Below are 23,944 nucleotides of genomic sequence, written 5' to 3'. Positions count from 1 at the left end.
AGGAAAGATAGAAAAAAAGCCCGCCGAAAAGATCGGCAGGCACTTGGTTACTTCACATATTTTTTGAACACGAGCGTGGCATTATGACCACCGAAGCCCAGTGAATTGCTCATGGCAACATTGACTTCCTGCTCACGTGCTTCATTGGCTACATAGTCCAGGTCGCAGTCAGGATCTGGATTTTGAAGATTGATCGTCGGTGGAAGCTTCCCATCCTTCATGGCTAGAACCGTGAAGATCGCTTCCACTCCGCCCGCTGCACCGAGAAGGTGACCGGTCATGGATTTCGTCGAGCTCATGGCCAGGCGATTGGCATGATCACCGAATACTTCCTTGACGGCCATCGTTTCATACTTGTCATTATAGGCGGTACTCGTACCGTGGGCGTTGATGTAATCCATCTGCTCTGGCGTCACACCGGCATCATCAAGCGCCATCTTCATGGCACGCGCCCCACCTTCACCGCCTGGTGCAGGCGCCGTGATGTGATGGGCATCGCCCGTGCAACCGTAGCCGACGATTTCAGCGTAGATTGTCGCTCCGCGTTTCAAAGCGTGTTCGAGTTCTTCAAGGATGACGATCCCCGCTCCTTCTCCGATGACGAAGCCATCACGTTCAGAATCGAATGGTCTTGAAGCCGTTTGCGGATCCGGATTGGTCGAAAGGGCTGTGTTGGCGCAGAAGCCTGCTACGGACATTTTCGTGATCGGTGCTTCCGCTCCACCCGTGATCATGACATCCGCGTCACCGCGCTGGATGACCTTGAATGCATCTCCGATGGAATTTGTACCTGTTGCACAAGCCGTTACGGTACAGGAATTGAATCCTTTTGCTCCTAGGAGGATTGATACCTGGCCGGCAGCCATATCCGGAATCATCATCGGAACGAAGAACGGGCTCACCCTGCGGTATCCGCGCTTCAGGAAGGTTTCATACTGGGTTTCAAATGTTTCCATCCCACCGATTCCGGAACCGATCCATGTACCGACACGATTGGCATTTTCCTCGGTGATTTCAAGTTTGGCGTCTTTTACAGCCATAAGGGAAGCAGCGATGGCGTAGTGAGTGAAACGGTCCATCTTCCGTGCTTCCTTCTTTTCGATCCCGAAGTCTTCAATATTGAAATCTTTCAGTTCGGCCGCCACCTTGGCAGGATACTCATCAGCATTCAGCCTTGTCAGTGGTCCGATCCCTGATTTTCCTGCAAGGGCATTCGCCCACGTCGTATCTACATCATTTCCTAACGGATTGACGGTACCCAATCCTGTTACTACAACACGTTTCATATCCATTGTTCGGTCTCCTTTATCGTATAAGTAGTAGAAGATAGTTCTCTATCGATTATTTTCCCCAGCGCATGACGATCGCACCCCAGGTCAAGCCCCCACCGAAGCCCACCATGACGACGACGTCATCTTCTTTCACCCTTCCGGCTTCAAGATCCTCGATAAGTGAAATCGGAATGGATGCGGCAGATGTGTTTCCATATTTATTCACGGTCTTGGACATCTTCTCAACAGGCAGCTCCAAACGCTGTCTTGCAGCTTCCATGATGCGGATATTCGCCTGATGAGGAATGAGGAAATCGACGTTCTCTTTATCAAGCCCGGCTTTATTAATGACGTTGATGGAGGATTCACCCATCTGCCGTACAGCGAACTTGAATACTTCGCGACCATTCATGATGATGTGCTCATCCTGATAGAGGTGCTTTGCCCCGGTTCCATCAGAACCCAGCTCGAAAGCGAGGATCCCTTTGCCATCAGGTACAGGACCCATGACAGCGGCACCGGCCCCATCACCGAACAGGACGGCAGTATTGCGGTCATCCCAATCTGTAATTTTCGACAGCTTCTCCACGCCGACAACAAGGATGTGCTTATAGGCTCCATTGTCGATGAATTGTTTTGCGGTAATCATACCATACATGAAGCCTGCGCATGCAGCACTGATATCCATCGCTGCTGCTTTCTTGGCGCCGAGTCGCTCCTGGAGGAGGCATCCGACGGAAGGGAAAGGCTGATCAGGCGTGACGGTTGCCACAAGGATCAGGTCGATATCCTCAGGTGAGATGCCTGCATCCCCGATGGCTTTTTTCGCAGCTTCATAGGCCATATCCGATGTATCGATATCATCCCCTGCCACACGTCGCTCTTCAATCCCTGTTCGTGTGCGGATCCATTCGTCCGATGTATCCACCATTTTTTCCAAATCGGCATTGGTCAATATCTTCTCAGGCAGATAGCGCCCTATTCCAATGATTCCAGTATTCATATCGGCATCCCCCTGTTTATCTTTGCTTTATTATCAATTATTATGACTTGGTACTAATTTTAACGGACTTTTCCCTTTTCTGCAATTCTTTTTGCCTTGCTTTTCGATTATCATCCGGGGTTCCATTTGGTTTTCACCGTGCATGAATGATCGGGTACTACTAATCACGGTACCTTCTCTTCGGAGTGGGGGAATCGTAACCCAATACTTAAATGGGTAAGGTCCTTCTAAGTAGAAGAGCTTCAAAGAAAGCGTCAACCCTCGAATCAAGCTTGCGGGGTTCACCGGGGAGAACCTCATTCTCCACACGCCGAAAAAACCCAAGAGGGACTTTATGTCGTCTCTTGGGTTTCTTGTTGATCAGGCGGGGTGAATCATTCCTCCTGTTCTATGTACATTACTTCGACGCGTCCTGCTTCCCTAGTTCATACGCTTCGTTCATGACGTTGGTGAACATGGACAGGAACGGTTGAATCATATCCGGACTGAGCTGGATTCCTGATTTTTCGAGCTGTTCCTGTGCTTCCGGAAGATACTTCATCGCGATCTGCAAAAATTCCATCGTTTTGTCTTCGTTCATAGTGGCGGCTCCTTTCCGTTCGGTAGTTTCCCGGTATCGACATATGCTTTGATATGCTGGTTCATTTCGCTCTTGAATCCATCAGGGATTACAGGGCTGAATTCTCCCATGGAGATGACCCCGTCCTGGAAGTCGAATTCAAGATTACCCGACTCAAGCTCACCGGCTGTATATTTCCCGGCAATCAATTCATACAATTTGTCGGCATGCTGGACCGTACTCGTCAGCACCGTTGATTCCCCAAGGTCTGATTGGTCGCTCACATACCCGATCGCATACCGGCCTGATTCCTTGAGCTTTTCAATTACAGCCACATTATACCCGTCCCCAGCAGGATATACAACGTCCACATCCTGGTCGAGGAGTCCGTCGAGCCTTTCGAGGGCAACCTCGGCATGATCCCAGTGACCTGTATAATCGACCAGAACCTCTGCTTCACTGTTTTGGTATCTGGCTCCATCAATGAACCCCTGTACTTCCGGCTGCCAGGAAAAGGCGGCAATGATGCCGAGTCGATCCGTCTTGGTCTGGGAAGCCGCCGTCATCCCTCCAAAGAAGCCCATAGCGTAGCCTTTGAAAGTCAGGCTGGTAGTATTTTTCTGCGTGGCGTCCCCGTTGAAGCTCACCAGATGCATGTCTTTATGCTCTGATGCCACCTCATTGAATATGGAAGAATACTCACTCCCATGTCCGAAAACAAGATTGACGTCTTCCTTTTCAAAGTCATCTATGGCTTGACGGACCGATGCATCGTTCTTCATGCCTTCTTTATAATAAACCTTCACATCGAACTCTTTCTGGATGCCTAAAAGACCTTGATAGCCCTTGGTTCCCCAAACGCCGTCATCAATCGTTTCCGGTACAAGCAGACCGGCATTATCCATCTCTCCTGACCGGTTACCGGCAGAGCAGCCCCCGATGAGCAACAGGATCATCGACAAGTGAAAAAATTTCATGATCAAGTACAGCAACTCCTTTGATTCTTCGGAACTCGTAAAAATAAGTGCAACGGATTTATTTTACCTTTACCGCTCCGAATAAGGGAAGCTATTTTTTCCTTTTTTTATCCCGGCTTCCTTTAATTGCTCATCAAAGATGCCTTCAAGATTTTTAGAAGCCGTGACAGATACTTCCTTGCCCCTGATGATCTTCGGTGCTTCCATTTGTGGAATTCCGGCTTCCGTCAGGAGGGACCTGGCCTCCGACCACCCCGCTTCCCCCTTCAAATGAAGAACGGCCTTTCCCTTTCCCCCTGCGAGTGAGACGATCTTCCTGGCGGCATCCTTCACGTAGATCACGCCGGTCGGATCATCTTGTACCGGTTCGTCTTCATGAACATCCTTTAGTAGTCTGGCAAAAAGATACGACTCGGGCTGCCGCGGACCGATCAAGGTGGGAATATATATATCGGCACCGCCTGGATTTTGCGAGGGAGGATCTTGAAAATGGCTGAAAACCCTGATGGTGTATGCTGCCTTTCCCATCAAGGTCTCGCCTTCTTTTCCCTTTATAAGGTCTTCCTGATCATAATAGGGCAGATACACATGACTTCCGGAAGGAACCACTCGATCCCATTCAGCATAAGACGTCCAGTGGAGATTGGCATTCCGGCCGATTTCCATCCAATGATCACCCATCTCCCTGCCAGAATCAAGTGCTGTTACTTCCCACCCTTCCTCGAGCAGCGCCGTACATAATTCAAAGCCCAGAAATCCCTGGGCCGGATACACATATGCATGATTCACTTTCTTCACTCCCATCAGCTAAAGTTCGCTTTCGTGCTTCGCAAAATAAGATGTGAATTTCCTTCCCAGGGAGATCCGTTTCTCAGGAAGGACATAAAACAAATCGACCATCAGACCGTTTTCCAACCGGTCCCTATATATATCTAGTATGAGTGTGACCTGATTTTTATAACGATTCAGGCTGGTAGGTTGCACAATGTAGATCGGCATCGGGATTGTCTGGAACACGTCTGCTTCAGCTAAACTTCCAAGGAATGACGGCCACTGATCTTCCGTGATATTGAAAGCATGTCTGATTTCCCGAATGAGCTTTTTGTGGAAGAACTTCTGCTCCTTCTCCTGTTGAAGATGGTTCAGCAGGGATATGCATGGCGACAGCATCACGATGCTCCTCACATCCTCCTTCATCAGGGGATAAAGGTTTTTCAGGACTAGCCCGCCCATTCCTTCGATCAGGATATGGATACGGGGGTTGATGATTTCCGTCCTTTTCACATATTGATAGAGGCGATGTGCAAGACGGACTGCCTTTTTGCTTCCCCAATTGGCTCCGTACAGATTGCTGTAAAAAACGATATACCCTTTATCCGTCATATCGCGGACCCATTTCTTACGGAACTCATGCTGAGACCAGAAACTGCTTTTCTCATCTACATCTTGACCGTAATCACCAATGATCATCACTGCAAAACCGTTCGGTCGTTCGGGATAATGAATCATGCACCACTCTTGCTCTACTTGAAACAATCGTTGATACATCTGAAATTCTCCTTTTTCCAAGGTACTATAGTGTATGCCGGGGTCCTGTATCGGAAAGGGGATTAGCCCATAATTAAGGGAATTCGTGATGAAGAGCATAAAATGACAGGGGTTACATTTCACATTTTCGCCATTTATTAAAAGCCCAAGCTGTGGTAGTATAGAGGAGATTATGAATGTTTACATAGGCTGCTTCAGCCAATCATATAGAAACGGGGTGTAACCGTGAGATTTTTCTGGATGTTCTTCTGGGCATTTGCACTGACCGAGATGCTGACTTATGTTGTAGCAAACATGAGTGGCGGAAAATTCGATTTCATGCAAGGGTTGATCTTATCCGTCGCCGTCACGATCCTTGCTTATATCGTAACATTGATCCTTCCTAACGAACCTGTTGAGGATCATTAAAAAAAAGCTTGTAGACCGGGTCTGAATTTCAGACGACCGCCTACAGGCTTTTTTTATTTTCAGAGTGCTGGCGATCCCTCCGTACTTTCGACTTGAGCGGTCGGTGCAACCAACTCGCCGTAAAATTTCGTGAATGGAAAAGTAATACTGATGACGAGCAGTAGGAATCCAGCCAATGTAACCGTCCATATCGGACCAATGGCAGCGGCCGCCCACCCGCCTAGTAGCAGTCCGGATAGTATACTGAAATTTATCATTGTGCCCATGATTCCTGATATCCTCCCCAATACCTTATCAGGCACTCTTTGCATGAGCATGCTATTGAGCGGGACATTGAGAAAGGGACTGCAAAATGATGTCATACACATCCAGATATACAGCGGTAAGAATGGAAGGATCCTATGAGCCTCATAAACAGGAATCGTCAATAGCGCCATAATCCCCAAAAATCCAAACGTAAGCATAAGCAGCGTATTGTTCCTGCACTTTTTCATTATGAAAGGGACTGCAAGTGAGCCTGCTACCCCAAAGATCCCTTCGAGTGATTCCAGTGTCCCGAATTGAACTTCATTCAACCTATATATGTTTAGTGTAATGGCATAAATATTTGCATTAATCACTCCCATTACAAATATACCAATGGTGATCAAAAAGAGAAGTCCGATTAAAAACGGATTGTTTCTGATGATGTTTACCCCTTGCTTCAGAGACTCCCTGTATGTGTCTTTGGTCACCATTTCTTCCTCTGCCGATTCTCCTCTTCTCGACTTTAAGAATAAGAGGATGAGCCCCGAAAGCATAAATGTAGCTGCATCCAGTAGAAATATGAGGGAATATTCCTCGCTCAGTAACAGAATCCCCCCTATGGAAGGTGCAATGATTGCCATCACCATGAATGTAGATTGTGAAAATGCCACCGCGTCAGGTATGGACTCTTTTTTTATCAAGCTCGGGATAAGGGCCGTTTTAGCTGGTTCAAAAAACAGGTTCCCTACCCCTTGCAAAAAAATCAGCACCACCAGCCAGGATAAAGAGGTCTGTGCCGTAATCATCAGGAGCACGATGACCAGTCTGTACAAATCAGAGCAGACCATAATCATCCTTTTATCATACCTATCCACAATCGGACCGACGAAGGCTCCCCCCAACATGCCCGGTAAGTAACCGGCAATGAGGATAAAACTGAAGATCATAGGATTTGAGGTCAATTTTGATGCCAGATACAAGACCAATAAACGGGTAATCCCATCGCCAAGCAAAGACACCACTTGAGAGAACCATAAACGACGATAGGACGTATTCCTTAACAAAGATATCAACTGAATCACCCTTTAATATTTTTTATTCGTTAAAATAATTTTAAACGATAAAAAATATTTGTAAATAAGAAATTCAGTTTTTTCCATTTATTCTTATTATTTTTCTGTCTTTGTTAGCGTTACTGCAGGAACTTTTCCTCTGCCCCGGTTTATTTGGTATGATGAGACGGAGGTGAAGTATGATGGTGAACCCTGACGTTGCCAAAGCATTGTTTGATCCAAAACTGGAGGCAATCATTGATACAGTCAAACATAAAAGCAAAACAGTGAAAGAAATCGCCAAAGAATTAAATGAAAAGCAGTCGAGGCTATACTACCACATCCAAAAATTAGTAAACCTTGGGTTAATGACGATTGAAAAAGAAAAACTTGTCGGTAATATCATTGAGAAGTACTACACATCAAGCCACCTTCGTGATGCATCCATGACATTCGAAGGAGAAGTGGCCATGGAATATCATGAAAAACTTTTAACAAAAGCATTATTCAATATGAATCAAGGAATCAATTTATTGAAGGAAGATTTATCTTCAGATCCTCCCCCAATCCATTCAAATGCTAAGTATAGTGAACAAATCGTGAACCTCACTTTGGAAGAGTGGGAGCATATCAATGAAGAAATATTAAAAACGATTAATCTACGATCATCTAAAGAGGTTCCCAAAAGTAATAGTTCGGACTATAAATTCATTGTCCTTACGTACAAAGATGATGCTCGCTCAGAATGAATAATATAAAGAGGCTGGGACATAAGTGTTTTAGTCATAGTAAAACCCGAATTCCTTTGCATACCACTAGGCAAAGGAGTTCGGGTTTTTAATTTGTTTTACGAAATCAAATGTCATTGTTTCCAGCGGTTGATTGGAATGCAAGACGAAGACTCCTGCGGGAGAGTAGCTAATGTGAGACCCCGCAGGCATGCCGAGGAGGCTCACGGGCTACCCGCGGAAAGCGAAGTCTTGCATGGAAATCATTAGCGGTATTAAAAACTTATACTGATATTGGTCATGATTAAATAGGACTTTTTTCAACCATCCTTACGTGATCGTCAGACCCTGCTCCCCTTTCTCAACCATCACTTCTCCTGTGACCTCGCCTGCAATGATGGCCCTGGCAAGTTTTGTTTCAATCTCTTTTTGCAAAAAGCGTTTCAATGGGCGTGCTCCGTACACGGGATCATAGGCCGATTCGGCAATGAAGGACTTGGCATCATCCGTGATCTCCAATGAAAGCCCCTGTTCTGTTACCCTCTCTTTCAGCTCCTTGAAGAGCTTATCGATGATGCCTTTCACATTGTTGATGCTTAGGGGTTTGAATAAGATGATATCATCCACCCTGTTCAGAAATTCCGGTCGGAATGAAGCCCTTAGCTGCCCCATGACAAGCTCCTTCGTATCTTCACTGATCTCTTCTTCCCCGTGATTGCGTTCAAGCAGGTGGGTTGAGCCGATATTTGAGGTCATGATGATCACGGTGTTCTTGCAGTCGACGGTTCTTCCGGCAGAATCGGTGATCCTTCCATCATCGAGCATCTGAAGGAGGATATTGAACACTTCAGGATGCGCTTTTTCGATTTCGTCGAGGAGGACCACCGAGTATGGCTTCCGGCGGATGGCTTCTGTTAGCTGTCCTCCTTCTTCATAGCCTACATACCCGGGAGGAGCCCCGACCAGCCTTGAGACTGCGTGCTTCTCCATGTACTCTGACATATCAATGCGGATCATGTGATCTTCACTATCGAACAGGGTCTGGGCAAGGGTTTTAGCAAGCTCGGTCTTTCCTACACCTGTAGGACCGAGGAAGATGAATGATCCGATGGGACGATTGGGATCCTTGATTCCTGCCCTTGCCCGGATAACGGCATCTGTCACCAGACCGACTGCCTCATCCTGACCGATGACCCGCTCATGAAGGATGCTATCGAGTTTCAGGAGCTTTTCCCTTTCACCCTCCACCAATTTCGTTACGGGGATTCCCGTCCACCTGGCCACAATGCCTGCAATCTCTTCTTCCGTGACTTCTTCTCTCAGCAAACGTCCCTCTTCTTCCTTCAGCGCTTTTGCCTCGAGACCGGCAAGCTCTTTTTCAACTTCAGGGATCTTCCCATGCCTGAGCTCCGCTGCTTTGTTCAAATCATATTGATTTTCCGCATCCTCTAGGGACCGGCGCAGTTTTTCAAGCTCCTCACGTTTTTCCTGGACGATGGCGATACTTGCTTTCTCCTGCTCCCACTTCATCTTCATGCCGTTCAGCTTTTCCTTCAGGCTGGCAAGGTCCCCCCTGATCGAGTCAAGCCTTCCCAGGGAAGCCGCATCCTTTTCTTTCACCAGAGCCGCTTCTTCGATTTCAAGTTGCATCACCTTCCTGGTGACTTCATCGAGCTCTGTAGGCATCGAATCGATCTCGGTTCGGATCATGGCACAGGCTTCATCAATAAGATCGATGGCCTTATCCGGAAGGAAACGATCGGTGATGTAGCGGTCAGACAGCATCGAAGCCGCTACGATGGCCCGGTCATGTATATTGACACCATGGTGGATTTCAAAGCGATCCTTCAGTCCACGGAGGATCGAAATCGTATCTTCCACGGTCGGTTCTTCTACAAGCACTTGCTGAAAGCGTCGTTCAAGGGCAGGGTCTTTTTCAATATACGTACGATGTTCATTGAGCGTCGTCGCGCCGATACAGTGAAGTTCTCCCCTGGCAAGCATGGGCTTAAGGATATTTCCCGCATCCATTGCGCCTTCGGTTTTGCCTGCACCGACAATCGTATGCAGCTCATCGATGAAGAGGATGATCCTTCCCTCACTTTTTTTCACATCTTTCAGTACCGCCTTCAATCGCTCTTCGAATTCTCCCCTGAACTTCGCCCCTGCTACGAGTGAGCTCAGGTCCAGTTCAAAGATGGTCTTATCCTTCAATCCCTCCGGAACGTCTTTACGGACGATCCGCTGAGCAAGTCCTTCTACAATGGCTGTCTTCCCGACACCGGGCTCCCCGATGAGAACGGGATTATTCTTGGTTTTCCGCGATAGGATCCGGATGACATGACGGATTTCACCATCTCGTCCGATAACGGGATCGAGCTTTCCGGATCGCACCTCTTCCACAAGATCCCTGCCATACTTCTTAAGGGCCTCGTATTTCATCTCAGCATGTTGATCTTTCACCTTGTCCCCTCCCCTGATTGATTCTACTTGATCTTGGATCGATTGCTGATCGATTCCTTTTGAAAGTAAAAAACGCGTAATGGGATGATCTTGCTGTCGGTAGATCCCGACAGCAAGATGTTCCGTCGATATGTATTCATCCCCCCATTTATCCTTTAGATGGTTGGCATCATCAAGGAGACGACGAATATCACCTGCAAAGTATTGTCCATAGGGAATATTCTCTCCCTGCACTTCGGGGATCTGGTCGATCCTGGACTGTATAAACTCTTTCAGCCCGGAACTGTCGAGGTCCAACCTGGCATAGAGAGAGGCTAAAAAGCTGTCCGGGCCTTCCAGCAGACGATCCCACACATGAATCACCAGGATGTCTGTATGCTTTTTTTCCTTTGCCAGTTCTCCTGCCGCCACGAGCCCTTCCTGGATCGCAACGGTGAATTGATCAAAATTCATATACTCACTCCTCCTTGACCATTCTTGACCTTTTCTTTATTATAGCTCGTTCCTTCCCTATTGGAAAATAAAAGCCCGTGATTGCACAAAAAAGGATGGAGCAGATGCCCCATCCCCTATCATTACGGCTTCCTGGCATACGTCCAGTGGCGATCGTCGTTTGTCGTCTCAGGGAAACGATCCCCGGCTTTCAGTTTAGCCTGCTTCGGGTGATTGACGGTACTACCGGTTTCACCGATCTCAATGTATATCCCATTATTGGGTGCTTTTTCTCCACCTTTGAAGTGTCTGCGCTGTCCCATAATGACCCCTCCTTTTGTGAAGCATGTGCTTCGCTTCTATTTTTCAACATACAGGGGGCATTCATACCTGTCAGAAATATGTCAATCTCTTTTCGATTCTGGAAATTCCCTTTACAGTCTTTTGCCCAATGGTGTTAAATGAATAAGTGTGAATTTTTTTGCTTGGAGGAAAGTAAATGGATATTATTCTGATACTGAAGTACCTGGTACTCGGGCTCATTCAAGGGCTGACTGAACCGATCCCGATCTCATCCAGTGGACATCTTCAAATTATTCAACATTTCTTTAATATCAAGACCACTTCATTAACGTTTGAAATACTCGTCAACACAGCCTCGCTCCTGGCAGTGCTCATCATTTACCGCCAAGATATCTACAGGCTGATTGCTAACGGGCTCGGATACTTCAAGACGAAGTCCCCTGAAAATACCCGCGACTTCAAATTCATCCTGTATTTAATCGTCGGGACGATCCCTGCTGGTGTCATCGGTGTCCTGTTCGGTGATGATATTGAGGCACTCGTTTCTGATCGGATCATCACAGTGGGAATCACCCTGATCATTACGGGTATCGCCCTTTGGCTTATCCGTAACCTGCGCGGAAGAAAAAATGACGGGGACCTTAATGTGAAGGATGCCATCATCGTCGGACTTGCACAGGCAGTCGCACTGATCCCGGGTATCAGTCGTTCAGGTGCCACCATCGTCGCTGCCATGGGACGGGGCATGAAGCCCGAAACAGCACTGCGATTCTCCTTCCTTTTATACATACCTGTATCGTTCGGTGTCATGCTGCTCGGCATCAAAGACCTGATCAACGACCCTAACTTAGGGGAGCTGGCCGTACCGTATATCGTTGCATTCCTGGCCTCACTCATTGCCTCCTACTATGCATTAAGATGGTTTATGGGCATCATGGCAAGAGGCAACCTGAAAGTGTTCGCCATCTACTGCTTCGTTGTAGGCGGCGGCGTGACACTCTTTTCCCTTCTATAATTTACAAAAAGGAATATCCTGTAACTATCTGAACGGAATGGTGTGAGGATGTGGAACATATACCTGATTCGATCAAAGCGATGTTCATACAGGAAGGCCTTCCATATGAAATATCCAAAGGAAGCTACCTGTTTCTTGAAGGAAAAGCCCCAGGCCACTTGTTCTTCATCAGGGAAGGACATATCAAGGTGACGAGATCTACACCCGGCGGACGTGAACTGGCCCTTCGTATTGTTGGAGCAGGGGATGTTGTAGGAGAAATTGATTTGTTCTGCGGGGATTCTTCCTGTTCGGTCAGCGCCAGGGCGATGGATCGCTGTTTCCTCCTCTCACTCCCCATCACCGACTTCGAAGCAGCGCTTTTGGACGATAGGGTGAGGAACCGGGAATGGATGATGTGGTCACAGCTTCAGCAGCGGAAAGACCAGTCAAGATTCCGTGATCTCCTTCTTCATGGAAAAAAAGGCGCCCTTTATTCCACCTTGATCCGTTTGAGCAATACGTACGGAGATCGCCGGGAAGACGGTATCCTCATCGGTATCAGCCTCACCAATCAGGATCTCGCCGATTTCTGCGGTGCCTCGAGAGAAGTGGTGAACAGGATGCTGCACGACCTCAAGGATAACGGTGTGATTACCATGAACAAAGGCTTCATCACCATTCATAAACTGGATCGACTGAAAGAAACGATTGATTGCGATCAATGCCCCCAATGCGTTTGTCAAATCAACTAGAAAAGGGCCTGCTATGTGCAGGCCCTTTTCTTATGGGACGTTTAACGGATTCCCAATGCAATCTTGGCGTAGCGTGACATATTGTCTTTGCTCCAAGGTGGGTTCCATACGATATTCACTTCGGTATCCTTTACTTCCGGGATATCACGCAGTGCTGTTTTAACCTGATCCACGATGGTCCCTGCAAGGGGGCATCCCATGGAGGTCAGAGTCATCGTAACGGTGGCCGTTCCTTCTTCATCCAGCTCCACGTCATATACCAATCCGAGATTGACGATGTCTATTCCAAGTTCAGGGTCCACCACTTGTTCAAGGGCGCCCATCATATTGTCTTTCAGATCTTGATCCACACAATCACTCCTATCTGTCCGTATTCTTAACTCATCTTAACAAATTCTGTCCCATATGACAAAAGCTTACGCCATCAGGTGGTCCTCAAACCAGTCCACGAGCTTCAGGACACCGTCGCGGCTGACTTTGTGATCGGCCTTCTGATCTTCAAGGAAGACCAGTCGATCCTCTCGTCCTTCATAGAAAGGGAGGAGTTCCGTATACGCTTCATATGTAAGTTGGAACGGTACCACTTTATCATTTTTCCCGTGCCAGAACATGAGTGGACGGCCGTTCAGCTTTTCCGGTTGCAGACTGAGGTCGAATCTAGCCAGCTCAGAAAGGATCTCTTCAACCTGCTTTTCGGTGAAAGGATTGTCATAACCCATTTTTTCGAGCTGGCCAAGCTGGGCCTGCGCAAGCTTCACATAGGAGGGATTTCCCATGAGGGATACGGCACTGTTGATCCATTCATATTGAGTTAAGGCACCCAGGGTCACGATTCCTCCCATGCTCGTTCCGGCAAGACCGATCCTCTCCCCATCAATGAGCCCATCCCGGGCAAAGGCCTCCTTGAGGGTGTTCAATTCCCTGATCGTGTGAATGACGATGTTCCAGAATCTTTTGCCCAGCTCATATTCCGTCTTGCCGGTCCCCCTCTCCCCGTGCTCCAGACAGTCGGGCAGGATCACTCTGAACCCTTTCTCGGCTAAATAATATGCATAGTGCAGATTATGCTCCTTCGCACTGGTGAATCCATGTACGAAAAAACATGTCGGCAACGCTTCATTACGGTATTCTTCTTTGACCAGATGAAGAAAAGGGATTTCTTCAATGGCATTATTCTCTACGATGATCACAATCGTCCGCTCCTTCCGGGTATGGCTTCCTTCCTATGATATCCTAGTGGAAGGGGCATGTATATTATTTGGCCTTCCGTGCAGTGGACAAGTATGCTGCCTTATGCGTACACTACAACTAGAGAACATATAGATGGGGGATTAGTGAATATGAAAGAAAAACATCTTATCGTCCTTGACCTGGACGGAACCTTGCTTACCGATGAAAAGAAAATATCCGTACGCACGTTGGAGACCCTCAATAAAGCCAGGAAAAATGGGCATGAGGTGATGATCGCCACAGGCAGGCCATTCCGCGCGAGTGAGCTTTACTATAAGCAGATGGGACTCACGACTCCGATTGTCAACTTTAACGGGGCATTCGTCCATCACCCGGAGGACCCTTCCTGGGGGGTCCATCATGAGCCGATGGACCTTGAAACAGCCAAGCAGATCATTGATGCCTGTCATGGCTTCAAATTCCAGAATATCGTCGCGGAAGTGAAGGATGATGTGTACCTTCACTATCATGATGAAAAAATCATCGATGTATTCATGATGGGGAATCCATCCATCTCTACCGGTGATATACGTCAGGTATTGAAAGACCACCCCACTTCCATGCTGATCCATGCTGACGAACACGATGTTCCCGAGATTCGATCCCACCTTGATGACGTCCATGCGGAACTGATCGATCACCGCCGCTGGGCCGCCCCTTGGCACATCATCGAAATCGTCAAAACCGGCCTGAATAAAGCAGTCGGCATCGAAAAGGTAGCCTCAAGCCTACAGATTCCACAAGACCGCATCATCGCTTTCGGAGACGAAGATAATGATCTTGAAATGATCCAATATGCAGGAACGGGTGTGGCCATGGGGAACGCCATTGATCCCCTTAAAGACCTTGCCAATCATATCACGGAAAGTAATCAAGACGATGGGATAGGAAGATTCCTCGAAAGGCATCTTGGATTGTAATCCTGGCAATGGAGGGTAATACTTGCTCACGTAATTCGCCGGATTTCAGCCATACTAATCAGGAGCATCCGAAGGGTGCTCCAACTTCGATAAGGGGTGGTTAGGATGGGAAGGAACAAATCCAAGCGTTTTGTACAGCAAGGAAAAAATGCGGTCTCCAAACATGATGAACGCATTCCATACCATTTGACTTATGCCGAGGCAGAAGCAAGGAAGCTTTCCAATACTCCTTACGACGGAGGTCTGTAACATGGCAAATCCACTTTTCCGACAGGCCCGGACCGCAGTAGAGGAAGCCTGTGGCTCTCAAACGGATCCACAGGCGATACAGAAAGCGAAAAATGCCCTCTCCTCCGCATTTGCAAACTCGAATAACGAGGAGAAAAAGCAGCTTCACTCCATGCAGGATGAGTTGAACCGCTTATCGTAAGAAATGCAAAGGGCAGCCGTTGAACGGCTGCCCTTTTGTTTAGTCTTTCCTGAAAAAACCGAATACCCCCGTCGTCTGGACGATATTCGTAAAAGCCTGGGGATCGACTTCCTTGATGGTATGCTCCAGTTCATACAGCTCATATCTGGAAATGACGATGATGAGCATTTCTTTATCTTCCCCGGAAAATGCCCCTTTGGCCGGTACCGTCGTAATCCCCCTCACAAGCTTCGCATGGATGGCGTCCTTCAGTTCCTGTGTCCTTTTCGTGATGATCATAGCGGTAAGCTTTTCATGCCGCGTATGGATGGCGTCGATGACCCTGGTCGTCACATAAAGCGTCACCAGCGTATAAAGAGATTTTTCCCATCCATACAAAAAGCCCGCAGAAACGATGATGATTGAATTCATAATGAAGAAATAGGTTCCGACCGGTCTGTCCTTCAACCTGGAAAGGATCATGGCGATGATATCCATCCCTCCGGTCGAAGCACCGTATTTCAGGGTGAGACCGACCCCAACTGCTGCAATGACCCCTCCGAATACGGCATTGAGAAGGATATCGGGTGAAAGCTCCACCACAGGGATGACTTCAAGGAAGAATGAAGTGAGGAAAACCGAGACGAAGCTGTAGATCGTAAAGGACCTACCCACCTTCATCCATCCCAAGATGGTGACGGGTATGTTCAGTATGAATAATAAAATACCTGTAGACAGGTGAAACGGTGTGAATTCCTTCAGGAGGCTGGATAATAATTGAGCCATACCAGTGAATCCACTTGCATATACATTAGCAGGAATCAGGAAGAAGTTCATGGCGACAGCCCCGAGGACTGCCCCTACCAATACAACAAAAAACTTCTTCGCTTCCAGGGTAACGTGCATTTTCTTCATGAATCGAACTCCTTCGGCAAGTGTCATTGTTCCTTATGTTCCACACTTTATCATAGCTAAACCCCTTGCACATGATCCTTATGTACAGGAATTTGAATAACTATGGATTGTGCTTTTACTGAAAAATAGCTAGACTAAACCTATATAACGAAAAAAGGTGATAGATATGAACGTAAAACTTTTTGCTGATAGTGCCAGCGACCTGCCGGTAACTTTCTTCGACCAACCCAACATAGAACTGCTTCCACTGCAGGTACATATTGACGGACATGATTATGAAGACCTTGTCACGATCCAGCCCAAGGAAGTATTTGATAAAATCCGCGAAGGTCATGTTCCGAAGACCTCCCAGGTTTCACCCGATATGTTCCTGAGGACGTTCACAGAGTTGGCCAAATCCGGCGATGCAGGTGTCTACATCGCCTTCTCCTCCCAACTGTCAGGGACCTATCAGACAGCGGTGATGATCAGGGATCAGGTGAAGGAAGAGTATCCTGATCTTGATTTGACCATCATCGATTCCAAGAGCGCATCCCTTGGATACGGACTGTCGGTCATCAAGACTGCTGAAGTACTCCATGCCGGCGGCACCAAGGATGAAATCCTGGAAACGGCACGCTACCATGTGGAGCATATGGAGCATTTGTTCACCGTCGAAGACTTGGAATATCTCGCCAAGGGCGGTCGTGTATCAAAAGCTTCTGCATTCCTTGGAGGGCTGTTGAATATTAAGCCCCTTCTTCATGTGGAAGATGGTAAACTCGTGCCACTTGAAAAACATCGCGGGAAGAAGAAGCTCCTGAAGCGCATCCTCGATCTGATGGAAGAACGCGGAAACAACCTTTCCCAACAGACAATCGGCATTTCACATGGAGATGATGAAGAGCTTGCCCTAGAGATGAAAGCGATGATTGAAGAGCGTTTCTCTCCTAAGGACGTTACCATCAATATTATTGGATGTGCCGTGGGTTCTCATACAGGCACCGGAACCCTCGCCATCTATTTCTTGAACTGATAAGACATATTCCTCCCCACCCTGCCCATACTAAGGGAAAGGAGGGTATATCATGTCACATACATCAGATAACGAGAAGAAAGCCAGGGACAATAACGCCCTGCTTCAAAAAAAGAACAAGCTGAAAGAAAAGAACAGAGAAGCAGGTAAACATCAATTTTCCAAAAAAACCGATCATCTTTGATCAGCTGCCGCCTTATTCTAAGGCGGCTTTTTTGTTGCCGATCATTCAAGAAATCCATCCCATAAGGGGAATATCCTGTACTTTATACCGGCCCAGGTGGTATTTTAATAAGAGAAAAAGAATCATGCATATACGGAGGGATTTACATATGGCAAAAGAAAATTCATTTGATATCGTTTCACAGGTTGATATGTCTGAGGTAAGCAATGCGATTCAAATTGCACTGAAGGAAGTCAAGACACGCTATGATTTCAAAGGGAGCAAAAGCGATATCACACTTGACGGGGAGGAGCTCGTCCTGATTTCGGATGATGAGTTCAAGATGAACCAACTGAAAGATGTCCTGCTTGGAAAGCTGATCAAGCGCAATGTGCCTGTCAAGAATCTCGACTACAGCAAGCTTGAAGGTGCTTCCGGTGGTACCGTGCGTCAGCGTGCCAAGCTGGTACAGGGAATCGATAAGGAAAATGCAAAAAAAATCAATCTGCTGATCAAGCAATCCGGCGTGAAGGTCAAAAGCCAGGTGCAGGATGACCAGGTCCGGGTTACGGGGAAAAGCAAGGATGATCTGCAGAAGATCATGGCAGCCGTCAGGGGAGCCGACCTCTCCATCGACGTCCAGTTTGTGAACTTCCGCTGATCCCCCGTTTCTTCTCTCTGTCCGATGGGTATCATAAACCCATCGGACTTTTTATTTTAGGAGGTAGAACATGACGAAAAAAGTGATCATCATCGGTGCAGTCGGAGGCGGTGCCACCACGGCATCCCAGCTCAGGAAGCTGGATGAAACAATGGAAATCATCGTCCTTGAAAGAACCGACCACCTCTCTTACGGCGCCTGCGGGATGCCCTATTATCTCGGGGATGTGATCAAGGACCGTGAAAGCCTGTTCGCCGCCACTCCTGAATCCCTTCAAACCAAAAAAGGGCTGGATGTCAGGATGAAGCATGAGGCATTGAAGATCGACCGGGACCATAAAACCTTACATATTCGCAATCATTCCACCAATGAGGATTATAAAGAGACCTATGACGCACTGGTTCTTGCCACCGGTGCCTCCTCCATCCTCCCTGATATTCCGGGCCTAGAGCAGATCCCTGCCTTCCATCTGCGGACGGTAGCGGACATGGACCGGATGAAGCAATACCTTACCACAGAAAAGCCGACTTCCTGCGCCATCATCGGCGGAGGCTACATCGGGGTGGAGATGGCGGAAAACCTTTCAGGACTAGGCATGAACGTAGCAGTGGTGGAGCGCTCTCCCCAGCTCATCCATATCATTGACCCTGAAGCGGCTGAAATCGTCCAGAAGCACCTCGAGGAAAACAGAGTCGATGTTTTTCTTGACGATGGGCTGCAAGAAGTGGCGGGACCTGATCAGCTTAAACTCGATAGCGGTAAGATCATCCAGGCAGATTGCCTGCTCCTTGCAGTCGGGATCAAACCGAACAACTCCCTCGCAGAACAGGCCGGGCTATCTCTAGGTGAATCGGGGGAGTCAAGGCGAATGAATTCATGCAAACCGACGACCCTTCCATCTACTGTGTCGGGGACGCCGTCGAGTCCATCGATTTCATCGATCACGCCCCTAAGCAGGTGCCCCTCGCATGGCCCGCCCATCGTCAGGCTTATGTCATCGCGAGACATATCACAGGGGATTCCGTGCCATTCCACGGGATGCTCGGAACGGCCATCGCGAAAGTTTTTGATCTCCACGTCGCTTCCACAGGTCTAGGGGAAAAGGAATTGAAAAAGAAGGGCTACCGGTTCAAGACCATTGTCCATAAAGGGAAATCCCATGCCGCCTACTACCCCGGAGCAAAGGATCTATACATACGTGTCCACTTTGATCCCGGCAGCGGTAAAATCTACGGTGGGAGCGTCATCGGCGAAGAAAAAACCGATAAACAAATCGACATCCTCGCTACCGCCATATACGGGGGCATCACCATCACAGGACTTCAGGAAATCGAAACGTGCTACGCCCCACCATTTTCTTCACCAAAAGGACTGTTGAACATGGTCGGCTATAAGGCTGAGGCTGAAATGGATCGACCGGAATCTTGCAAGTGAAAAATCTGTACAGTAGACGTTATGATTTCCAAAGGTTGGGTAAACACTATTCCATGTTACTAAATATCAAGAAGGAGTGTTTTCATTGTCCCAACAAAAAAATCAGCAATTCCCCCCTCAGCATCAGGATCACCAGCCCGGTACAATCGATGAAATGAACCCACAGCCGATCCATACCGATCAAAACTACAAAGGCAGTGGCAAACTGGAAGGGGAAGTAGCCCTTATCACTGGAGGAGACAGTGGAATCGGACGTTCAGTTGCGTGGTATTTCGCACGTGAAGGAGCCGATGTGGTCATTTCGTATCTGGATGAACATGAAGACGCACAAAAAACGAAAGAGCTCGTAGAAGCGGAAGGCGTCAGCTGTGAGCTCATCCCGGGTGATATCGGGGATTCCCATTTCTGCAAAGAGCTTGTGGAAAAGACGATCTCCCGCTTCGGCAAACTGGACGTTCTCGTGAACAATGCTGCTGAACAGCATCCACAAGCGGGGCTTGAAGAGATCGATGATGAACAGCTGGAGCGCACATTCAGGACCAATATCTTCTCCATGTTCTATGTGACCCGCGCTGCACTTCCCCACTTGAAAGAGGGGGCTTCCATCATCAATACGGCATCCATCACCGCGTATAAAGGCAGTAAGGATCTGATCGATTATTCGGCCACCAAGGGGGCCATTGTCAGTTTCACCCGTTCCCTTGCCGACAATATCGCTTCAAAAGGTATCAGGGTGAATGGTGTGGCTCCGGGGCCGATCTGGACGCCGCTGATCCCCTCCACCTTCACCTCGGAAAAGGTTTCACAATTCGGTGGCAATACACCGATGGGAAGAGCGGGACAACCATTCGAGCTTGCCCCGGCTTACGTATACCTCGCCAGCTCTGACTCCACCTACGTTTCAGGTCAAATGATTCATGTCAATGGCGGCATGATCGTGAACGGATGACAGAACCAAAGCAAAAAGGCATTCCGATCGGAATGCCTTTTTGCTTGCCCGCCTTCATCTCTTACGCGCGCACGATTGCCTTTCGACTATGCAATGAGGAACGATGATCCGCTTCACCGGCTCCAGGGGATCTTTGATCTTCTGAATCAAATTCTTCGCTGCCTCATTCCCAAGCTTGAAGATGTTGATATCGACCGAGGTCAGGGGTGGACGGGACATCTCCGCCAGCAAGACGTTGTTGAAGCTGACGATGGAGATATCATCCGGCACCGAGATCCCCATCTCATCCAGGGTATTGAGTACCCCTAGGGCCATCAGATCGTCTGCCACCACCAGGGCCGTAGGTGGTTCATCGAGCTGCATCAGCTCATTGATCGCTTCGCGGCCGCCTTCCAGAAGGAATTCCTCATGGATGATGTAGTCATCATGAAGCTCAAGCCCGACCTCACCCAGCGCTTTCTCATAGCCCAATAGACGCTCGACCGTCACTACGAGATTCAGATCTCCACCGATGAATCCAATGCACGTATGACCGAGATTCAACAGATACTCGGTCACCTCTTTTGTCGCCCGGAAATTGTCATTGTCCACATGGGTGATTTCTTCGGCATATTTGTAAGGCTTCCCGATCATCACAAAAGGAAAATCCCTTTCCCTCAGATAGTTCATCACCCGGTCTTCCACCCGGGAGTATAGAAGGACGATCCCGTCCACCCTTCCTCCCTGGACCATCTGTACAATACCTTCGTAAATTTCCTCTTCTGTCTGACCCGTGGACATCTGCAGGGCGTATTGTTCCTTATGTGCGCCTTCACTGAGTCCCCTCAATACGGTCGGGAAGAATGGATTTTGTGAGAATGTGCTCGTGGAACCGGGCATGACCAGACCCAGGACCTGTGTCGATTGATTGGCGAGGCTTCTGGCGATGAAGTTAGGGTGATATCCGAGCTCGGTCATGGCTTCCCTAACCTTCTTCTTCGTCTTCTCACTGATTCTTGGATTATTGGCAATGACGCGGGAAACCGTCGAAGGAGCGACGTCCGCAAGCCTTGCCACATCCTTTATGGTAATCGCCATGTATTCCACCTCTATTCTTTCTGATGCTTTATCTTTTTACCCCGTTTTTTCACTACATATAGGAATACCATGAATAATACGTAAACGATTCCAAGGGCGACCAGGAACGGGATATTGAGCCCGGATTTACTCTTGAGCTCATAAATTTCCGATTCCTCACGGTCAAGGACGATTTTATAGGTTCCGTCACCATCGCTCCTGACAAGATCCGTTGTAAGAAGACTCTTCAGCTCTTGATCTGCTTCCAACTGGTCTTCCGTCAGATCGATCGTTTGTGTTTCCGTCGTATTATTGATCGCGATCAGCAGGGTCTGATCTTTATAGGTCCTCTTGTAGATCCCCATACCGTCATTTTCGTATACGTTTTCAATCTCTCCCCTTGTGAGGGCGGGTTCGGTCTTCCGCAGCTCCCCAAGGCGGGTGATGTAATCGATGAGTTCTTTATCGGCCCGGAAATTCATCAGCCTCCGGTTATCAGGATCTTCTCCCCCATCGACGGCAATTTCAGAACCATAGTAAAGGATCGGGATGCCAGGCGTTGTATACATATAGGTAAGTGCGAGCTTCCACCTCGTCCCCGGGAACTCCTTCTCTTCCACCATCAATCGCGTGAACCGTTTCATATCGTGATTATCAATGAAGGTACCCATCAAGTAAGGGTTCTCATAAAAGGTCTGATTGTATCCCCAGAAATTGAAAAGGCGGTCCATGGATGTATCGGGTTTCTTGAATACCTGCCGCATTTCTTCCGCCTGCGGTACATTGACGAATCCGTCGATCCCCACGCCATTGTACTCTGCTATCTTTTCAGGATCCGTGTCAAAAATTTCGCCTAAAAGGTAAAAATCATCCTTCTCCGCCTTCACTTCTTTCGTGAAGTCCTCCCAAAAATCCTTCGGTACGTGCTTTACGGTATCGAGGCGATACCCATCGATATCGGTTTCCTTGATCCACCATTTAGCGGCATCGATCAGGTATTCCTTCACTTCCTGATTCTCTGTATTCAAATCGGGCAGGTCATATAACCATGCATTTTTAACGCTTTCTTCATCTTCGAAATTCATCGTCTGCTTTTCATGGAACCAGTCTGCTTTGGCAGGATCCGTTACCCACGGATGCTCCGGTCCGACATGGTTCACGACAAAATCGAGGATGATCTTCATATCGCGTTTATGCGCTTCTTCCACAAGCTTTTTAAACGTCTCGATCGAGCCGAAATGCTCTTCTGTCTTATAATAGTCGGTGGTCCAATATCCATGGTAACCCCCAGGCTGATTCTCAAAAATCGGGGTGAGCCAGATGGCTGTGAAGCCCATCTCCTGAATGTAATCCAAGCGATCGATGATCCCCTGGAAATCTCCCCCTTGATAACTCAGCGGGTCATTGGCGTCCACATTTTTGTCATTGCTTGAATCCCCATTGTTGAACCGGTCCACCATCAAAAAGTAAATCGATTCATCCTGCCACATTCGCTCTTCTTTTTCAGCTGCACCTACCGGATGGGCGTAAAAAAGAAGAAACGGGACTAAAATGAGAGATAACACTCTTCTTTTCATCTCCGCTCCTCCTCCAAATGTTAGTAACGCCTATAAGATTATCCTTTCGTGCCCCCTGCCGTCAATCCTGAAACGAAGTATTTCTGGAAGAAAAGGAAAAGTAGGGCAATTGGAACAGCAATCAGTACGGAGCCTGCTGCAAAGGTCGTGAATTCCGCCCCGAATTGCTTCGCGACCATATCATATAGTGCCACAGGAAGCGTATACATCTTCTCTGAACGAAGCAGGATGCTTGCGATGATAAAGTCTGCGAACGGAGAGATGAACGAAAACAGGGCCACGACGGCGATGATCGGTTTTGCAAGGGGCATGACGATCTGCAGGAAGATCCTGAGATGTCCTGCTCCATCGATCTTTGCCGATTCGTCGAGCTCCTTCGGGATGGTATCGAGATACCCTTTCATCAGCCACGTGTTCATCGGGATCTGTCCTCCAACGTAAACGAGGATAAGTCCGAGATGGCTGTCAAGGAGTCCTGTCAAAAGCGCCAGGACGAAAATGGCAATCAGGGCTGCAAAGTTCGGAATCATCTGCAGGACGAGGAAAGCCATCAGACCATTTTTCCGTCCGACGAAGCGGTAGCGGGAAAAGGCATAGGCCGTCAAACTCACAAGGCACACGGTCAGGGCCATGGTCGAGAGACTCACCTTCAAGGAATTCCAATACCAGAGCATATAGTTGCTTTCTTCCAGATTGAAAAGCTCTTTATAATGGGCAAGGGTCGCATTCTTAGGGATGATGCTCGAACCGGACAAGCTCTGCCCGGGATTGAACGAGGAACCGATGATCCATGCGACAGGATAGAGAATCACCGCGAACATGATGCCAATGACAAGGTACGATAGGGTCAACCGGATGATTTTTTGTTTTTTCATT

28 protein-coding genes are annotated in these 23,944 nt (G+C 48.1%); 13 read left to right on the top strand and 15 right to left on the bottom strand.

Annotated elements, in window-relative coordinates; translation table 11 throughout:
• Positions 1–47: 47 nt before the first annotated feature.
• The 6 genes from fabF to D5E69_RS08575 form a co-directional block, all read right to left on the bottom strand.
• Positions 48–1,292: a beta-ketoacyl-ACP synthase II gene (gene fabF / locus D5E69_RS08600; RefSeq protein ID WP_048004329.1), complete on the bottom strand. Its 1,245-nt coding sequence runs from the start codon at positions 1,290–1,292 to the stop codon at positions 48–50.
• Positions 1,293–1,341: 49 nt separating this feature from the next.
• Entirely contained in the window at positions 1,342–2,274 is a 933-nt protein-coding gene (locus D5E69_RS08595; protein WP_048004330.1) for a beta-ketoacyl-ACP synthase III, read from the bottom strand.
• Positions 2,275–2,671: 397 nt separating this feature from the next.
• Complete coding sequence (locus D5E69_RS08590; RefSeq protein WP_048004331.1) at positions 2,672–2,854, bottom strand: ComZ family protein; 183 nt, start codon at positions 2,852–2,854, stop codon at positions 2,672–2,674.
• Positions 2,851–3,816 carry a BMP family ABC transporter substrate-binding protein gene (locus D5E69_RS08585; protein WP_048004332.1) on the bottom strand — a complete coding sequence of 322 codons (966 nt, stop codon included), beginning with the start codon at positions 3,814–3,816 and terminating at the stop codon, positions 2,851–2,853. The genes D5E69_RS08590 and D5E69_RS08585 overlap by 4 nt, the downstream gene beginning before the upstream one ends.
• Positions 3,817–3,879: 63 nt before the next feature.
• A complete protein-coding gene (locus tag D5E69_RS08580) occupies positions 3,880–4,599 on the bottom strand; it encodes a Rossmann-fold NAD(P)-binding domain-containing protein (protein WP_048004333.1) in 720 nt (239 codons plus the stop codon).
• 18 nt (positions 4,600–4,617) lie between these two features.
• Positions 4,618–5,358 (bottom strand): hypothetical protein, encoded by a 741-nt coding sequence (locus D5E69_RS08575; RefSeq protein WP_048004334.1) that lies wholly within the window; start codon positions 5,356–5,358, stop codon positions 4,618–4,620.
• 225 nt (positions 5,359–5,583) lie between these two features.
• Here D5E69_RS08575 and D5E69_RS08570 point away from each other — a divergent pair, with 225 nt between their 5' ends.
• Positions 5,584–5,766 carry a DUF2929 family protein gene (locus D5E69_RS08570; protein ID WP_048004335.1) on the top strand — a complete coding sequence of 61 codons (183 nt, stop codon included), beginning with the start codon at positions 5,584–5,586 and terminating at the stop codon, positions 5,764–5,766.
• Positions 5,767–5,825: 59 nt separating this feature from the next.
• On the opposite strand, the gene D5E69_RS08565 is transcribed toward D5E69_RS08570, so the two are convergent.
• The gene (locus D5E69_RS08565) at positions 5,826–7,094 is read right to left on the bottom strand and encodes an MFS transporter (RefSeq protein ID WP_053072402.1); all 1,269 of its coding nucleotides are present in this window, start codon (positions 7,092–7,094) and stop codon (positions 5,826–5,828) included.
• Between the two features lie 170 nt (positions 7,095–7,264).
• Here D5E69_RS08565 and D5E69_RS08560 point away from each other — a divergent pair, with 170 nt between their 5' ends.
• Positions 7,265–7,813, top strand: coding sequence for a winged helix-turn-helix domain-containing protein (locus D5E69_RS08560; RefSeq protein ID WP_148794842.1), 549 nt, complete (start codon positions 7,265–7,267; stop codon positions 7,811–7,813).
• Positions 7,814–8,122: 309 nt separating this feature from the next.
• Here D5E69_RS08560 and clpB read toward each other — a convergent pair whose 3' ends face one another.
• Both clpB and D5E69_RS08550 read right to left on the bottom strand, forming a co-directional pair.
• Entirely contained in the window at positions 8,123–10,708 is a 2,586-nt protein-coding gene (clpB, locus tag D5E69_RS08555; RefSeq protein WP_159129557.1) for an ATP-dependent chaperone ClpB, read from the bottom strand.
• A 122-nt stretch (positions 10,709–10,830) separates the two neighbouring features.
• Positions 10,831–11,010, bottom strand: coding sequence for a YjzC family protein (locus D5E69_RS08550; RefSeq protein ID WP_048004339.1), 180 nt, complete (start codon positions 11,008–11,010; stop codon positions 10,831–10,833).
• A 176-nt stretch (positions 11,011–11,186) separates the two neighbouring features.
• Here D5E69_RS08550 and D5E69_RS08545 point away from each other — a divergent pair, with 176 nt between their 5' ends.
• Positions 11,187–12,005, top strand: coding sequence for an undecaprenyl-diphosphate phosphatase (locus tag D5E69_RS08545; RefSeq protein WP_048004340.1), 819 nt, complete (start codon positions 11,187–11,189; stop codon positions 12,003–12,005).
• Positions 12,006–12,055: 50 nt separating this feature from the next.
• Complete coding sequence (locus tag D5E69_RS08540) at positions 12,056–12,739, top strand: Crp/Fnr family transcriptional regulator (protein WP_159129556.1); 684 nt, start codon at positions 12,056–12,058, stop codon at positions 12,737–12,739.
• 41 nt (positions 12,740–12,780) lie between these two features.
• Here D5E69_RS08540 and D5E69_RS08535 read toward each other — a convergent pair whose 3' ends face one another.
• Both D5E69_RS08535 and D5E69_RS08530 read right to left on the bottom strand, forming a co-directional pair.
• Complete coding sequence (locus D5E69_RS08535; protein WP_048004341.1) at positions 12,781–13,089, bottom strand: metal-sulfur cluster assembly factor; 309 nt, start codon at positions 13,087–13,089, stop codon at positions 12,781–12,783.
• 66 nt (positions 13,090–13,155) lie between these two features.
• Positions 13,156–13,929 carry an alpha/beta fold hydrolase gene (locus D5E69_RS08530; protein WP_048012961.1) on the bottom strand — a complete coding sequence of 258 codons (774 nt, stop codon included), beginning with the start codon at positions 13,927–13,929 and terminating at the stop codon, positions 13,156–13,158.
• 150 nt (positions 13,930–14,079) lie between these two features.
• On the opposite strand from D5E69_RS08530, the gene D5E69_RS08525 reads away from it, so the two are divergent.
• The 3 genes from D5E69_RS08525 (at position 14,080) to D5E69_RS08520 (ending at position 15,319) form a co-directional block, all read left to right on the top strand.
• A complete protein-coding gene (locus tag D5E69_RS08525; protein WP_048012960.1) occupies positions 14,080–14,889 on the top strand; it encodes a Cof-type HAD-IIB family hydrolase in 810 nt (269 codons plus the stop codon).
• A 105-nt stretch (positions 14,890–14,994) separates the two neighbouring features.
• Positions 14,995–15,138 carry a hypothetical protein gene (locus D5E69_RS23360; protein ID WP_162838955.1) on the top strand — a complete coding sequence of 48 codons (144 nt, stop codon included), beginning with the start codon at positions 14,995–14,997 and terminating at the stop codon, positions 15,136–15,138.
• A 1-nt stretch (position 15,139) separates the two neighbouring features.
• Complete coding sequence (locus D5E69_RS08520) at positions 15,140–15,319, top strand: DUF3813 domain-containing protein (RefSeq protein ID WP_159129555.1); 180 nt, start codon at positions 15,140–15,142, stop codon at positions 15,317–15,319.
• A gap of 39 nt (positions 15,320–15,358) precedes the next feature.
• Here D5E69_RS08520 and D5E69_RS08515 read toward each other — a convergent pair whose 3' ends face one another.
• On the bottom strand, positions 15,359–16,204 hold the full coding sequence (locus tag D5E69_RS08515; RefSeq protein WP_048004546.1) for a YitT family protein: 846 nt from the start codon (positions 16,202–16,204) through the stop codon (positions 15,359–15,361).
• A gap of 175 nt (positions 16,205–16,379) precedes the next feature.
• Between D5E69_RS08515 and D5E69_RS08510 the strand changes: the two genes are divergently transcribed.
• The 6 genes from D5E69_RS08510 (at position 16,380) to D5E69_RS08485 (ending at position 20,435) form a co-directional block, all read left to right on the top strand.
• Positions 16,380–17,228, top strand: a complete 849-nt coding sequence (locus tag D5E69_RS08510; protein ID WP_048004345.1) for a DegV family protein — start codon at positions 16,380–16,382, stop codon at positions 17,226–17,228.
• Between the two features lie 52 nt (positions 17,229–17,280).
• Complete coding sequence (locus D5E69_RS08505) at positions 17,281–17,412, top strand: DUF3941 domain-containing protein (RefSeq protein ID WP_148794838.1); 132 nt, start codon at positions 17,281–17,283, stop codon at positions 17,410–17,412.
• Positions 17,413–17,560: 148 nt separating this feature from the next.
• Positions 17,561–18,052: a YajQ family cyclic di-GMP-binding protein gene (locus D5E69_RS08500; protein WP_048004346.1), complete on the top strand. Its 492-nt coding sequence runs from the start codon at positions 17,561–17,563 to the stop codon at positions 18,050–18,052.
• Positions 18,053–18,122: 70 nt separating this feature from the next.
• Positions 18,123–19,148, top strand: coding sequence for an NAD(P)/FAD-dependent oxidoreductase (locus D5E69_RS08495; RefSeq protein ID WP_159129554.1), 1,026 nt, complete (start codon positions 18,123–18,125; stop codon positions 19,146–19,148).
• Between the two features lie 11 nt (positions 19,149–19,159).
• Complete coding sequence (locus tag D5E69_RS08490; protein ID WP_249931584.1) at positions 19,160–19,486, top strand: oxidoreductase dimerization domain-containing protein; 327 nt, start codon at positions 19,160–19,162, stop codon at positions 19,484–19,486.
• 85 nt (positions 19,487–19,571) lie between these two features.
• Entirely contained in the window at positions 19,572–20,435 is an 864-nt protein-coding gene (locus tag D5E69_RS08485; RefSeq protein WP_048004348.1) for an SDR family oxidoreductase, read from the top strand.
• A gap of 54 nt (positions 20,436–20,489) precedes the next feature.
• Here D5E69_RS08485 and D5E69_RS08480 read toward each other — a convergent pair whose 3' ends face one another.
• Genes D5E69_RS08480 through D5E69_RS08470 form a run of 3 tightly spaced genes read right to left on the bottom strand, consistent with a single transcriptional unit; the run spans position 20,490 to position 23,943 of the window.
• Positions 20,490–21,512, bottom strand: a complete 1,023-nt coding sequence (locus tag D5E69_RS08480; protein ID WP_048015466.1) for a LacI family DNA-binding transcriptional regulator — start codon at positions 21,510–21,512, stop codon at positions 20,490–20,492.
• 11 nt (positions 21,513–21,523) lie between these two features.
• A complete protein-coding gene (locus D5E69_RS08475) occupies positions 21,524–23,068 on the bottom strand; it encodes an alpha-amylase family glycosyl hydrolase (RefSeq protein WP_048004350.1) in 1,545 nt (514 codons plus the stop codon).
• Between the two features lie 38 nt (positions 23,069–23,106).
• A complete protein-coding gene (locus D5E69_RS08470) occupies positions 23,107–23,943 on the bottom strand; it encodes a sugar ABC transporter permease (protein ID WP_048004351.1) in 837 nt (278 codons plus the stop codon).
• Between the last annotated feature and the right edge of the window lies 1 nt (position 23,944).

Source organism: Rossellomorea marisflavi (assembly GCF_009806575.1).
GTDB classification, from domain to species: Bacteria; Bacillota; Bacilli; order Bacillales; family Bacillaceae_B; genus Rossellomorea; species Rossellomorea marisflavi_A.
Note: the sequence above shows the minus strand (reverse complement) of the source record. Positions and strands in the feature narration are given on the sequence as shown.